This window comes from Secundilactobacillus muriivasis (assembly GCF_054785195.1).
In genome coordinates, this window is record NZ_BAABMI010000025.1 from 1 (window position 1) to 14,171 (window position 14,171).

Sequence of the window (14,171 nt, forward strand, 5' to 3'; positions counted from 1 at the left end):
GGCGCCGAATTTTACGGCCTGAGAGCGCCGGTTTTCATGCGGCTTTGGCGAGCGAAGCGACGACAAACAGCCTGCACCCAAATCGCACTCAACACTTACGCTGGACACAAACATAAGGATCAGTTAAGTCAACATCGAACATACTTTCGCTAATCAGCGAATTTTGGTAAACTAGACCAAGTAGCATTAAATTTGAAGTTAAAGGATGAATGTTTATGACGGATTACGCCATTCTCTGTGAAAAGGCAAGTGCGGCGAAGAACTTTGCGACGGCGCTTGGAGGAACGACTGGGACGTTTGGTGGTAAAACGTTTCGAATCGTGCATTCTCACGGGCACCTGCTGGAATTCGTCGATCCTAAAGATCAGGTGCCAGAAGACCAAGTGAGTCGGTATCGGTCGTGGAAGTTAGAACACCTGCCGTGGACGATCAGTGATTTTACGTGGGAGAAACAGCCCATTGTCAGCAAGAATCCGCGAACGGGACGGAAGAAATCGGCCAAGGGCGATTTAGCTGATTTGAAGAAGGCCGTTAAGGATTGTTCAGCACTCGTGATTGCCACCGATGTGGATCCCTCGGGTGAGGGTGAATTGCTGGCTTGGGAGATCATTGAAGCGATTAACTGGCTTAAACCGGTTAAACGACTGTATTTTGCCGATGAAGAAGCGCGGTCGATTCAAAGCGGATTCTATCAAATTAAGGATCTCACGACTGCCAAACAAGACGGTGATTTTTTGAAGTCGGATGCCCGAAGCAAGTGGGATTATCTGTCGATGCAGTTGACTCGAATCGCGACGACGGTGACGAAACAGGCCGGTTATCCAGTGCGGGTTGTTCGAGAAGGTCGGTTGAAGTCGTTGATGGCGCGCCATGTTTACGAGCAGGATCAAGCGCGCAAAACATATCGGCGGAAAGCTTACTATGAAGTGAAATTTCAGGACCCTCAAAAGCACGTCTTTGCTCGAAAATTTAAGGATGACGAAGCTGCGGCGCCATATCGGCATGCTAGCGAAGCCGATGCGCAACGTGAAATGACCCAGTATCATCCGAGTGCGGTCACCAATGTTAAAACGACTCGCCGGCATTCAGGGCCACCTAAGTTGCTGGATCTATCTAACTTGGCGTCGATTCTAGCTCCAAGAGGCTATAACGCTAAGGAAGTTCTGGCGACCTATCAAAAGATGTATGAAGCCAAGATCGTTAGCTATCCGCGGACGGATGATGCCAAAATCTCAATGGGCCAATTTAAACAGTTACTGCCGTTAGTGCCAGCGATTGCCAAAGTGGTCAGCGTGGACCAGCAGTTGCTGACGCACCGGCAACCACGGCCATCACACGTGACAACTGGTAGCGTTGATCACGGCGCCAACCGACCTGGTGAAAAAGTGCCGGGATCGTTGTCGATGTTAAGCAAATACGGTAAGTCTGGTCCAGCCATTTACGAAGTTGTCGCGAAGAACTTTTTAGCAATGCTGGGTGAGGACTACGTTTTTGATCACATCACTGCAGAATTAGCGGATTATCCGGCGTTTAAGACGGCGTTTAACGTTCCGGTTGCGCTGAATTATAAGTTAATTTATGACAGTTCTCGTCAAATCGGTGACGCGGACTCGGATGAGGGGGCCGTTCAGCGAGCTGTGGGTCCTCAAGCAGCGCCGTTTATTTTTGAAGGTGCGAATAAGAAACCGGTCGCACCAACGATGAAGTGGTTGATGAACTATTTACAACAACACAACATCGGGACTGGGGCAACCCGGGTATCAACGGTTTCTCAAATTACGAGTGGCCCGACCGCACTGCTAAAGGAGCGCAAGGGGCAGTTTAGTATGACGGATGTGGGGACGATTTCGGCCATTTTGACTGAAGGGACCATCATCAGTAGTACCAATGCCACGAAACGATTATTAACACTGATGGACCAGGTTGGTCGATTTGAATTGCCGCCAGATCAACTGTTGATGACGGCCACACAAACAGTCGAACACGACTTGCCCTTAATGGTGGCCAACGCTGATAAACTGCGACAGTTAGTTGGTGAACCAACGAAATTAGTCAAAAAATACCCGCAAAAGGCTAAAACCAGTGGTAAGACCAAAACGGGTGAAGAAGTTAAGTTCAACCAAGTTTGGGGTGGTCACCGGTTTACGGCTGAGGAAGTCACGGCGCTTTTAGCTGGCGAGGAAATTAAATTTCAGATTAAAACCAAGCGTGGCAAGCCGATGGCGGTTCATGGTAAGTTGGCGCAGCAGACTTATAAGGGGCACAAGTTTTGGGGGTTTAAGCCGGCGGCGGATGTGTTTGCGAAGTCGGGGAAGTAGAGTAGTTTTAGCTGCTATGTAGCCGAAACGTGTAAAAGACCCGCAGACCCCGGCCATATAAGGGAAAGAGCGGTTGGATTCCAAACCCGGGAATCCAACCGCTCTTTCCCTTATATTCTGGGGTCTAACCGCGGGTCTTTTACACTCTTGGTCAAAAAAGGTCAAATTAATACCCACAGTGAAATGACCTATGCTAAAATTAACCTATGCGCAAATAAATTAAAATGAAATTAAAGCAAAGGACGCTGAACTCACAATGAATCCAGAACTCTTAACGCAGTCGGTGACGGATGCCATTTCCGAAGCCCAAACCGTTGCGGTTAATCGTAAACAACAAAACATCGGGGTGTCCCACCTCTTTAAAATCTTGATTCAACCAGGTCAACTTGACCGGCAAATTTTTAGTGATTTAGGCGTTGATCTTGACGCATTAAACGCAGAACTGGACCACGAAATGGACTCAATCAGTACGGTTGCTGGTGAGTCGGTGCAATATGGTCAGAATCTATCACCGGATATGTATCGATTGCTCCAAAAAGCCGATGAAGTTCGCCAAACTTTAAATGACGAGTTTATTGCCAGTGATACATTGATCATTGCGGTTGTTCAAATGACGGGGAGTCGGTTAGGCGACTGGTTACAGCGCCAAGGCTTTACCGTTCAACAAGTTAAAAACAAGGTCACTGAGATTCGGGGAGGCGAGCGTATCACAACTAAAAACCAAGAAGAAGGCTTTCAAGCACTCGATAAGTATGGGACTGACTTAGTTAAAGCGATGCGCAGCGGTGAACGCGACCCCATTATTGGCCGGGATGACGAAATTTTGTCAATCACGCGGATCCTGTCTCGAAAAACGAAGAATAACCCGGTTTTAATTGGTGAACCCGGGGTTGGTAAAACGGCGATCGTTGAAGGGCTTGCGCAACGAATTGCCCGTGGTGATGTGCCGGAAAACTTGAAGGATAAGTCAATTTTCTCCCTAGATATGGGGGCCCTGATTGCGGGGGCTAAATACCGGGGTGAATTCGAAGAACGGTTAAAGGCGGTCTTGAACGAAGTTAAGAAGAGCGATGGCCACATCATCATGTTCATCGATGAAATTCACAACATCGTTGGTGCCGGTAAGACGGAAGGGAGTATGGATGCTGGTAACCTACTGAAACCAATGTTGGCGCGTGGTGAGTTGCATTTGATTGGGGCAACCACTACCGATGAATACCGCCAGTATATGGAAAAGGACCGGGCGTTAGAGCGCCGGTTCCAAAAAGTTCAGGTCAGTGAACCCACCGTTGAAGATACGATCACGATCTTGCGGGGCTTGCGTGAACGGTTTGAAATCCACCACGGCGTGCGAATTCATGATAACGCGTTGGTGGCAGCTGCAAAGCTGTCAGACCGGTACATCACGGACCGCTACTTGCCGGATAAGGCCCTCGATTTGATTGATGAAGCTTCGGCCTCGATTCGGGTCGCCATGAACTCGGCGCCAACGGAACTTGATCAAGCCCGCCGGCAAATGATGCGGTTGGAAGTTGAAGAAGCTGCGTTGAAGCAGGAAACTGATGATGCTTCTGAAGCACGTCTAGGCGAAGTTCAAAAAACGTTGGCTGACGTGAAAGAAAAGGTCAATGGTCTGACTGCACGTTGGGAAGACGAAAAACAAGCGTTGGATGCCTTAAGCGCTAAGAAGACCGAACTTGATAAGGCCACCCGTGAATTAACGGAGGCCGAAAGTCAGTATGATTTGGATAAGGCAGCGGTGCTCCAACACGGCACGATTCCCGAATTAAAAAAGGAATTAGCTGAAATGGAACAGACCGATCACACGGGTGACTGGTTAGTTGAAGAATCCGTGACTGAGCAAGAAATTGCGACGGTTGTGGCTAAGATGACCGGGATTCCGGTTAATAAGTTGGTGGCCACTGAACGGGAGAAACTGCTGCATTTGGCCGACAACCTTCACAAACGGGTCATTGGTCAAGATGAAGCCGTTCAAGCGGTTTCTGATGCCGTACTCCGGTCACGCGCTGGTCTGCAAGATCCAAGTAAGCCACTCGGTTCCTTCCTATTTTTAGGGCCAACTGGGGTTGGAAAAACGGAACTTGCCAAAGCATTGGCTGAAGATCTCTTTGATTCGGAAGATCAAATGGTTCGAATCGATATGAGTGAGTACATGGAAAAAGAGTCAGTCTCTAGGTTAGTTGGGGCAGCGCCTGGCTACATTGGCTACGAGGAAGGTGGTCAGCTAACGGAGGCCGTACGTCGGCACCCATACACCATCGTGCTCTTCGATGAAATCGAAAAGGCGCATCCAGACGTCTTCAACGTGCTCTTACAGGTGCTTGATGACGGTCGCTTAACGGATAGTCAGGGTCGAACGGTTAACTTTAAAAATACCTTACTGATTATGACTTCTAACTTGGGGTCCGACATTTTACTGGATGGAACAGATGCCAACGGCGTCATTGCGGATGAAGCGAAGCAAACGGTCGCTACTTTATTGCAACGGTCGTTTAAGCCGGAATTCTTAAACCGAATCGATGATACGATCATGTTCAAGCCGTTGACCTTAGCGGATGTTGAACAAATTGTCGGTAAGTTGATCACCCGGTTATCACAACGGTTGAGTGAACAAAACATTAGCCTAACGATCACTGATGAGGCCACCCACTGGTTGGCTAAGCGTGGTTACTTACCAGCATACGGTGCTCGACCACTGCAACGGACCATTACAAACGTCGTCGAAACGCCATTAGCGAAGTTGATTATTGGCGGTCAAGTGATGCCACAGTCCACGGTGGCGATTGCTTTGAACGAGGCCGGCGATGGGTTGACGTTTAATTAAACAGTATGAAAAAAAGCAATTGATTATCGCAGATTAGCGATGATTTAGTCTGAGTTTCACTTGAACTTTCAATTGCTTTTTTGACCGATTGTGCTAAACTTTTAATGATTGAGAGGTGTCTAACGTGAAAACTTTAGCTGCAAACTTAGTCGTTATCTTTTGGGCGGTTATCTTCGGTGAAGTCCTTGGCTACATCGGTGGCGCCCTAGAAGTTATGACCTACAATGCAATGGAAATTGGTGTGATCGCCGCAATCGTTGGCTTGATTTTTACCAACGGTGTTCGGTTACTTGGCGCTTCAGATGCCAAAGCACGCGAATAACGCGTCTATGGGAAGGAACCAGTGATGGTTCCTTTTTTTGTGCTGTTGCTTGTGTCCAGCGTGAGGGTTGGGTGCGATTGGGGGTGAAGGCTGTTTGTCGTCGCTTTGCTCGCCAAAGCCGCATGAAAATCGGCGCTTTCAGGCTACAAAATTCGGCGCCACTTGGACTGTTATTTCCAGGGTTCCTGAAGTTGCAGAAAATTGTCAACCACGCGCTTTCTGGCTACCGCGCCGAATGGTGCTGCGCGAGACTGAGAGCTGCATGTAAGGGGCTTCGATAAAACCGCCAAGCCCGGGCGCTTTCACCGAAGCCCCTTACATTACGCTCTCAACCCGTCTCACTCCGCACACTCACGCTGGACACAAACGAAAGCTAAAAAATAATCAACAGAATTTGTTATACTAATTACAGAACGGTCATTGACCGATTACGGAAAGGACGCGTGGCAAGATGGGGTTTGTACCACTACAAGTGATAAGTAGTTTTAGTCTGTTGCAAAGCACCAATCAGCTGGATGACTTGGTGAAAACCGCTGCTGACCGCGGCTATCAGGCGTTGGCGTTGACGGATCGAGATGTCATGTATGGGACGGTGGCATTTTACCAAGCGTGTTTAAAGTATCATATCCAGCCGATTATCGGCCTTACCGTGGACCTTGCTGGTAGTATCGCAACGGATCAAATTTTTCCGGTCGTTTTATTGGCTAAGGATCAGACGGGGTATCAGCATTTGATGGCAATTTCATCGGCTTGCCAAACCCGCGAGACAGAAGCACCGATGACGTTGGCGATGATTCAGGACTGGCTGGGGCACCTTGAAGTGATTTTGCCAGCAGAGAGTGAATTGACTTACTGGTTAAATCAGGGTGACCAAGCCAATGCTGAACAGTTGGTCAACCAACTGCGCCCTTATGTGGACGAAAATAGTCTGCTGGCCGGAGTTGCGTTGACCCAACCAGCCAATTATCGCCAATTACTGACGAAGTTTGCGGCTGATCAGCGACTGACGGTGGTGGCACTGCCCGAGGTGCGGTATTTGAACCCAGAAGACCGGTTTGCGGTTAAGGTCTTGAATGCCATCAAGGACGGGACCACGATCAGTAACTTGGCTGAGGCCCAACAACAGCAAGGGCAGTACTGGTTACGCCCAGCAACGGTATTTGAAGCGAATTATCAGGAGTTGGGGTTGAGCGCTGCCGCTGAGCAAACGGTGGCGGTCGCTGCGGCTTGTCAATTGCAGTTGAACTTTCAACATCCACAATTACCACACTTTAAAACGCCACAACAGCAGCCGGCTGGCGACTATTTACGCGAACAGTGTCAAATTGGCTTAACCAGGCGTTTGAAATTAGATGGCATCGAGAATGCGGCACCGTATCAAGAACGTTTGAATCAAGAATTGGCCGTCATTGACCGAATGGGCTTTAACGACTACTTCTTGATTGTTTGGGACGTGATGCGATTTACGCGTCAGGCCAAAATTACAACGGGGCCTGGTCGGGGTTCGGCTGCCGGTGCGCTGGTGGCCTATGTTTTGGGCATCACCGACGTTGACCCACTGCGCTATAACCTGCTGTTTGAACGATTTTTGAACGAAGAGCGGGCGCAGATGCCCGATATTGACCTCGATATTCCGGATAATCGCCGAGAAGAAGTGTTAACGTACGTGCATGATAAATACGGCCATGACCGTGTCGGCCAGATCATCACGTTTGGGACGTTAGCCACGAAACAGGCAATCCGTGACGTTGGCCGGGTGTTTGGCTTACGGCCCTATGAACTAAGCGAGTGGAGTAAGACGATTCCAAACGTCTTTCACATTTCTCTGAAAGAGGCCTACGAACAATCGCAGCCTTTACGCAATTTAATTGAAGACGCATCGGTCAACCGGCTGTTGTACGAAACAGCGGTTAAACTAGAGGGGCTGCCCCGACACTACTCCACGCACGCGGCGGGGGTCGTGTTGAGTGACCAGCCATTGACGCAGATCGTTCCGGTTCAAAATGGTTCAGAAACGATGCTGATGACGCAGTATACCAAGGATTACGTTGAACAAGTTGGCCTACTTAAAATGGATTTTCTGGGCCTCCGTAATCTATCGATCATGGCGTCAGCGTTAAAGTTGGTGCAACAACAAACCGGCAAATCGCTGCCCATTACCCAAATCAATTTGGATGATCCAGCAACGTTGGCGTTGTTCCAACGTGGCGACACCAACGGGGTGTTTCAATTTGAATCGGCCGGCATCAAAAACGTGTTACGGCGCCTAAAACCGGATTCGTTTGAGTTAATCGCGGCCGTGAACGCCTTATACCGGCCAGGACCAATGGAAAACATTGATCATTTTATCAAGCGCCGGTTTGGTCAGGAACCGGTGAGTTACCCGGATGAGTCTGTTAAACCAATTTTACAGTCAACTTATGGCATCATTGTTTACCAAGAACAAGTGATGCAGGTTGCCTCAGTCATGGGGGGCTTTACGCTTGGTCAAGCCGATTTATTGCGGCGGGCAATGAGTAAGAAGAAAAAGCAAACCATGGATGAAATGCAAAAACGGTTTATTACCGGGGCACAGGCGAAAGGGTATTCGACCGACGTGGCAACGGCGACCTTTGCCTATATTGACCGGTTTGCCAACTACGGGTTTAACCGGTCTCATGCGGTAGCGTACAGTAAACTAGCGGTTGAGTTGGCGTACCTTAAAACACACTACCCAGCAGCCTTTTTCACGTCATTGCTTAATTCGGTATTAAATAACTCAGCTAAAACCAAGTTATATTTGATGGAGGCCAAGCGTCATCAGGTTCAGATCCTACCACCGGATATTAACGCCAGTGGGGCGTATTTCCGCCTTGAACAAAATCAGATTCGGTTTGGTCTGGCTTCGGTGAAGGGCATGCGTCGTGATTTCTTGAAGGCGATTTTAACCGAACGGCAGGAAAACGGTCCGTTTAAGTCACTTCATCAATTCTTAGTGCGACTTGATTTGAAATGGCTGAAACAAGATTTGATTGAAGGGCTCGTTTACGCTGGGGCCTTCGATCACTTTGGCCATAATCGCGCTGAATTGATTGCAAGTTTGCCAGAATTTTTAAGTAGCGTTGAACTTAGTGGGAACAGTGTTGATTTGTTTGAAGCGCTGGCGCCTAAGATTCAATCTCTGCCAGATTACACACTGAGTGAACGGTTGGAAAAAGAAAATGAGTACCTCGGTGCTTACTTATCCGGCCATCCAGTTGAGCAGTATCAAGCGCTTGGTCAACAACGAGGCGTGACGCCAATTGGGGATCTCGGGGTTGATCAACAACTCACACTATTGGTCTACGTGACGAAGGTTCGTACAATTCGCACGAAGCGGGGCGACCAAATGGCCTTTTTAACCGGAAGCGATTTAACGGGTGAGGTCAGCATTACGGTGTTTCCTAACCTTTACCGGCGGGTAGCGACTTGGTTGGCGAAGGAACAGGTCATTTTAGTGTCGGGTAAAACCGAAACTAACCGTGGCAGTATCCAAGTGGTTGCCCAGACGTTAACGGATGCTGCAACGATGAAGGTCGCGCCGAATCGGCCCAAGACCGTGACGGCGACACAATTGCCATCGGTCCCCCGGTGGTATTTACGCCTCGATGCAGCTCGCGATAATCCATCAACGATGACGCAACTAATGACATTTTTACAGCGAACGGCGGGGCAGACGCCAGTCATTTTATTTCGGGTGAGTGATGATAGTAAACGCGTTTTGGCGACCAATTATTGGCTACAGCCTGATTCGAATTTAATTGGACCATTAGAGAAAATTTTAGGTGAACATAATGTGATTTTGCAGTTAAAAATCTAATTTTCATAAAATTATGAGAATTTAAAAACAGTGAAAACGCTTTAATATCGGAAATGTCGCAAATTTGATAAATCTTAGCAGACATTGATTTTGAAAAGTGATAGAATAACTATCGGAATCCAAAATGTACCAATTTTGACAATTCGGTTATCGGTATCACGTAATCGAGCCAAATTGGTATTAAAACTCAAAGGAGAGATTTTTCTTATGAAGAAAACCAAGATCGTAAGTACACTTGGTCCTGCAAGTACCGATGTCGATACAATCGTTAAGTTGATTGAAGCCGGTGCTAACATTTTCCGGTTCAACTTCTCACATGGTGATCACGAGGAACATTTAGGTCGTATCACTAACGTTCACGAAGCAGAAAAGATCACCGGTAAGACGGTTGGTTTGATGCTGGATACTAAGGGTGCTGAAATTCGGACCACTGTCCAAAAGGATGGCAAGATCGAATACCACACTGGCGACAAGCTCCGGATCTCAATGGATGCTTCCTTAGAAGGTGTTAAGGACAAGATCGCGGTCACTTATCCTGGGTTATTTGATGATGTTCATGTTGGCGGCCACGTCTTGTTTGATGATGGTTTGTTGGACATGCTCGTTGAAGAAAAAGACGAAGCTACCAAAGAATTAGTCGGAACCATGCAAAACGATGGTAAGCTTGGCTCACGTAAGGGTGTTAACGCACCTGGTGTTTCAATCAACTTGCCAGGGATCACTGAAAAGGATGCCGATGACATTCGTTTTGGTTTGGATCACGAAATCAACTTTATCGCTGCTTCCTTCGTTCGTAAGCCACAAGATGTTATGGACATCCGTGAATTACTTGAAGAAAAGCACATGGAACACGTTCAAATCTACCCTAAGATTGAATCACAAGAAGGTATCAACAACTTCGATGATATCATCAAGGTTTCTGATGGTTTGATGGTTGCTCGTGGCGACATGGGTGTTGAAATTCCAGCTGAAAACGTACCTTTGGTTCAAAAGACTTTGATCCACAAGTGCAACGTTTTAGGCAAGCCAGTTATCACGGCTACTCAAATGTTGGATTCAATGCAAGAAAACCCACGTCCTACTCGTGCCGAAGCATCTGACGTTGCTAACGCTGTCTTTGACGGTACTGACGCAACCATGCTTTCTGGTGAAAGTGCTAACGGTGAATACCCAGTTGAATCCGTTGCTACCATGAACCGGATCGATATCAAGGCTGAAAACGCTTTGAAGGACTTCGGAACTGATCACATCGACTTGACGACTGGTGATGTTACTGAATCAATCGGCGCTTCTGTTGCTCGCGTTGCTAAGAGCTTAGGCGTTAAGACGATCGTTGCAGCCACTGAATCTGGCTACACTGCTCGTATGATCAGCAAGTACCGTCCAGATGCTGACATCTTGGCCATTACTTTTGATGATCGTACTCGTCGCGGTTTGACGGTCAACTGGGGTGTTTACCCAATCGTTGCCGAAAAGCCTGCTAACACCGATGAAATGTTTGACTTAGCTGCTGCTAAGGCCGTTGAAACTGGTTTAGCTAAGGAAGGCGACTTGATCTTGATCACTGCCGGTGTTCCCGTTGGCGAACGCGGTACGACTAACCTGATGAAGGTTCAATTGATCGGCTCAAAGTTAGTTCGCGGCCAAGGCGTTGGCGATGACACAGTTATCGGCAAGGCAGTTGTTGCTAACAACGCTGACGAAGCTAACAGCAAGACGACTGACGGTAGCGTTTTGGTTACTAAGAACACTGACAAGGACTACTTGCCAGCTATCGAAAAGGCCAGTGCTATCATCGTTGAAAACGGCGGTTTAACTTCACACGCAGCCGTAGTTGGTATCTCAATGGGGATTCCAGTTATCGTTGGTGCTGAAGGCGCAACCGACAAGATTTCTGACGGTGAATTGATCACCGTTGACTCACGTCGTGGCGTTGTTTACCACGGTGCTTCAAACGCACTTTAATTTAAACTAAGTTTTCCGGAAAGTCCGACTTTATGTCGGGCTTTTTTTTGTTATGTCGTATGCTTACCTTTGTGTCCAGCGTAAGCATTCTTCTGTTTAGTTTGTGAAGTGCGGTGATTTGCTTGGACTGTCGATTCCGGTCAGCGGCTAGGTTCCTGCTGTGGGGCCGGTCTGAGCCAAAGGGCGGTCTCAGTCCTCGAATTTCAGCCTCGCCAAAACCCATGCGAGTCTGAAATTCGTCCCCGATAATTGGCGGTTGTTGGAAGACCATCAACAACCACCAATTATCGCGACACGGCATCCACCTAGCCGCTGACCGAAATCTTACATTGGCGTAATTCAGCACTATTGTAGACCATCTCAAGTGCTTAACTGCACGACTTAATGGCTGTATCGCAACAATTAACGTTGATTCGACAACCGCCAAAATAAAGCAGTAGTTAATGCCTCGTAATCGGTTGAATAAGCGATAACTGCATTAGATTCGGCGCATAATTGACAGATTTAGTATCACGTAAGCGTTGATTCATTGCGGTTATTGAACATTGACCACGAACTTTTCTAGTTGTCGATTTACCATCTAACGTTTTCGGCACGTAGTTGCGTGAATTTCAGCATGTGACAGTCAGCTATTCTGGTTGCCAACAGCGCACCATGTAGCGGGAGGCGGAGGCGCGCGAGGCTCAGTGGTGTCGGTATGACATAGGCAGTCGTGCCTCGTGGGTTTCGGGGTGCGAGTGCCTTATGTCATACGCGAGACGGAGGAGATCCGGCATGGAAGTGGTCTTCTTCCATTCCTAGCTCCGGAGCGAGCCACCACGTTCCAGCCTCGCATAGCGCCGAAGCCTCCCGCGGCATTCTCCCACTATCAGAAAACCAGAATCACTGAACTTCACAAACTAAACACACTTACGCTGGACACAAACGACAGCATAAAATTCACCGATTAACGCCCGATTAACCACAGAAGGGTTCCCAATTACAGGTGAACTGTGCGATAATGGATAATGTATCGGCAAAACGCCGACGGGCGGCTCAAGGGAGTCGTTTGTGGAAAATGAACGGGGATAAAAAATTTATGAATAACGAATTAATCACTTTACTTGGTCGCATCGTGGGCGGTCAGGTGACCGATGAAAATGATAAGGAATACTTTGTGCAAGTGAGTGGCTTGACGTTCCGGTTGGATAAAGCGGAAATCAAGAAACCGTTAAAGCATGGCAGTCAATTTAAGGGTTACGCGTACGAAAATGAACATCACCAACTGCAAATTACCCGGGAAGCACCCAAGGTTCAAGTTGATCACTATGGCTTTGGTGAAGTTGTGAAAGCCCAACACGGCCTTGGTGTTTTCGTTAACGTTGGTCTGCCTAACAAGGATATCGTGGTGTCACTGGATGATTTACCAGAAATGGCATCGTTATGGCCACAAAAGGGTGACCGGCTTATGTTGGCCATTAAGATCGATAAAAAAGGGCGGATGTGGGGCGACCTTGCCGACGAAGCCCTTTACCGTGCCATTGCCCAACCTGTAACGCAGAAGTTAGATAACCGCGACGTTCACGTGACGGCTTATCGGTTAAAGTTAGCCGGAACGTTAGTCATTTCAGATGACTTCCAATTAGGCTTTATTCATCCATCAGAACGGGATCAAGAACCCCGGTTAGGTGAACAAATGACGGCCCGGGTTATCAGTCAATATCCCGATGGCACGTTGAAGTTGTCGTTACGGCCACGAGCATACGAAGCAATCAGTGATGATGCGTTGATGTTACTGGCAACGTTGCAACATGCACCCGAAGGCCACATTGCTTTTACGGATAAGAGTACCCCGGATGATATCAAGGCTTACTTTGGCATTAGTAAGGGTCAGTTTAAGCGAGCCGTTGGGCATTTGATGAAACAACGCTTAGCTGAACAACACGATGGTGAACTTTGGTTAACACAAGCGGGTGAAGAACGTCATGAACAAGATGGGGCTTCAAATTGAGGATTACCTTCATGATTTAAAAATTGAACGTGGGTTGGCCGAAAACACGATTGCCAGTTACCGACAGGATCTAGCGGAATTCACGGCGTATTTAACAACGCAACAGGTCACGGCATTTGATCAAGTGACCCAACTGAGTATCTTGCAGTTTTTAAAAACGTTGCAGGAAGCTGGCAAAGCCCGAAGTACCGTTACGCGAATGGTGTCGACGCTAAGGCGCTTCTTTCGCTACCTCGTTCAAAACGAACAGCTAACCACTGATCCGATGACGGAGATTCGTTCGCCCAAGCAGGGGCAGCATTTACCTGCCGTCCTGACCGTTGATGAAGTAACGGCATTATTAGATGCGCCAGATACGACCACCAAATACGGCATTCGGGACCGCACGATTCTTGAAGTCATGTATGCGACTGGTTTACGGGTGAGTGAACTGGTGCATTTAAAGATGAGCGACCTACACTTGGATATGGGGCTAATTCAGACCATTGGGAAGGGAAACAAGGAACGCATCATGCCAATCGGCGATGTTGCGATTGACTGGATCGATCGATACCTCAATGAGAGTCGGCCGAAGCTGTTAAAACAGCGACAGTCGCCCTACTTGTTTCTAAACGCTCATGGTAGTGGCTTGAGTCGGCAAAGTATTTGGCAAAAGATTCAGCAGTACGTTAGCGTTGCGGGAATCTCCAAGCACGTGACGCCACATACGTTGCGGCACTCATTTGCGACCCACATTTTAGAAAATGGAGCGGATCTGCGAATCGTTCAGGAGCTGCTGGGACACTCGGATATTTCGACAACTCAAATTTATACGCATATTTCAAAGCAACGCCTAACAGCGGTTTACCGCAAAGCCCACCCACGGGCCTAGGCGTTAATTAACGGGAGGCAGC

The 14,171-nt window shown here is 48.1% G+C and carries 7 protein-coding genes; all 7 read left to right on the plus strand.

The genetic code is table 11. The features are described 5' to 3' along the window. The first annotated feature begins 215 nt into the window (after positions 1 to 215). The 7 genes from ACYVR3_RS06390 to xerD all read left to right on the plus strand — a co-directional run bounded on the left by ACYVR3_RS06390 (position 216) and on the right by xerD (position 14,149). Positions 216 to 2,318, plus strand: coding sequence for a DNA topoisomerase (locus tag ACYVR3_RS06390; RefSeq protein ID WP_461243547.1), 2,103 nt, complete (start codon positions 216 to 218; stop codon positions 2,316 to 2,318). A 256-nt stretch (positions 2,319 to 2,574) separates the two neighbouring features. After that, the gene (locus ACYVR3_RS06395; protein WP_461243548.1) at positions 2,575 to 5,163 is read left to right on the plus strand and encodes an ATP-dependent Clp protease ATP-binding subunit; all 2,589 of its coding nucleotides are present in this window, start codon (positions 2,575 to 2,577) and stop codon (positions 5,161 to 5,163) included. Between the two features lie 124 nt (positions 5,164 to 5,287). Continuing rightward, the gene (locus tag ACYVR3_RS06400) at positions 5,288 to 5,485 is read left to right on the plus strand and encodes a YjzD family protein (RefSeq protein WP_054733062.1); all 198 of its coding nucleotides are present in this window, start codon (positions 5,288 to 5,290) and stop codon (positions 5,483 to 5,485) included. Positions 5,486 to 5,936: 451 nt separating this feature from the next. After that, complete coding sequence (gene dnaE, locus ACYVR3_RS06405) at positions 5,937 to 9,323, plus strand: DNA polymerase III subunit alpha (protein ID WP_461243549.1); 3,387 nt, start codon at positions 5,937 to 5,939, stop codon at positions 9,321 to 9,323. A 207-nt stretch (positions 9,324 to 9,530) separates the two neighbouring features. Further along, positions 9,531 to 11,288, plus strand: a complete 1,758-nt coding sequence (gene pyk / locus ACYVR3_RS06410; protein ID WP_054733068.1) for a pyruvate kinase — start codon at positions 9,531 to 9,533, stop codon at positions 11,286 to 11,288. Between the two features lie 1,078 nt (positions 11,289 to 12,366). Next, the gene (locus ACYVR3_RS06415) at positions 12,367 to 13,278 is read left to right on the plus strand and encodes a CvfB family protein (RefSeq protein ID WP_057152228.1); all 912 of its coding nucleotides are present in this window, start codon (positions 12,367 to 12,369) and stop codon (positions 13,276 to 13,278) included. After that, entirely contained in the window at positions 13,253 to 14,149 is an 897-nt protein-coding gene (gene xerD, locus ACYVR3_RS06420) for a site-specific tyrosine recombinase XerD (RefSeq protein WP_461243550.1), read from the plus strand. Before ACYVR3_RS06415 ends, xerD begins: the two co-directional genes overlap by 26 nt. Positions 14,150 to 14,171 lie beyond the last annotated feature (22 nt).

What these genes read in the sequence shown, in the direction of transcription:
- ACYVR3_RS06390 (WP_461243547.1), top strand. Translation starts at nt 216, where the DNA reads ATGACGGATTACGCCATTCTCTGTGAAAAGGCAAGTGCGGCGAAGAAC.
- xerD (WP_461243550.1), top strand. Translation starts at nt 13,253, where the DNA reads ATGAACAAGATGGGGCTTCAAATTGAGGATTACCTTCATGATTTAAAA.
- dnaE (WP_461243549.1), top strand. Translation starts at nt 5,937, where the DNA reads ATGGGGTTTGTACCACTACAAGTGATAAGTAGTTTTAGTCTGTTGCAA.
- ACYVR3_RS06395 (WP_461243548.1), top strand. Translation starts at nt 2,575, where the DNA reads ATGAATCCAGAACTCTTAACGCAGTCGGTGACGGATGCCATTTCCGAA.
- ACYVR3_RS06415 (WP_057152228.1), top strand. Translation starts at nt 12,367, where the DNA reads ATGAATAACGAATTAATCACTTTACTTGGTCGCATCGTGGGCGGTCAG.
- pyk (WP_054733068.1), top strand. Translation starts at nt 9,531, where the DNA reads ATGAAGAAAACCAAGATCGTAAGTACACTTGGTCCTGCAAGTACCGAT.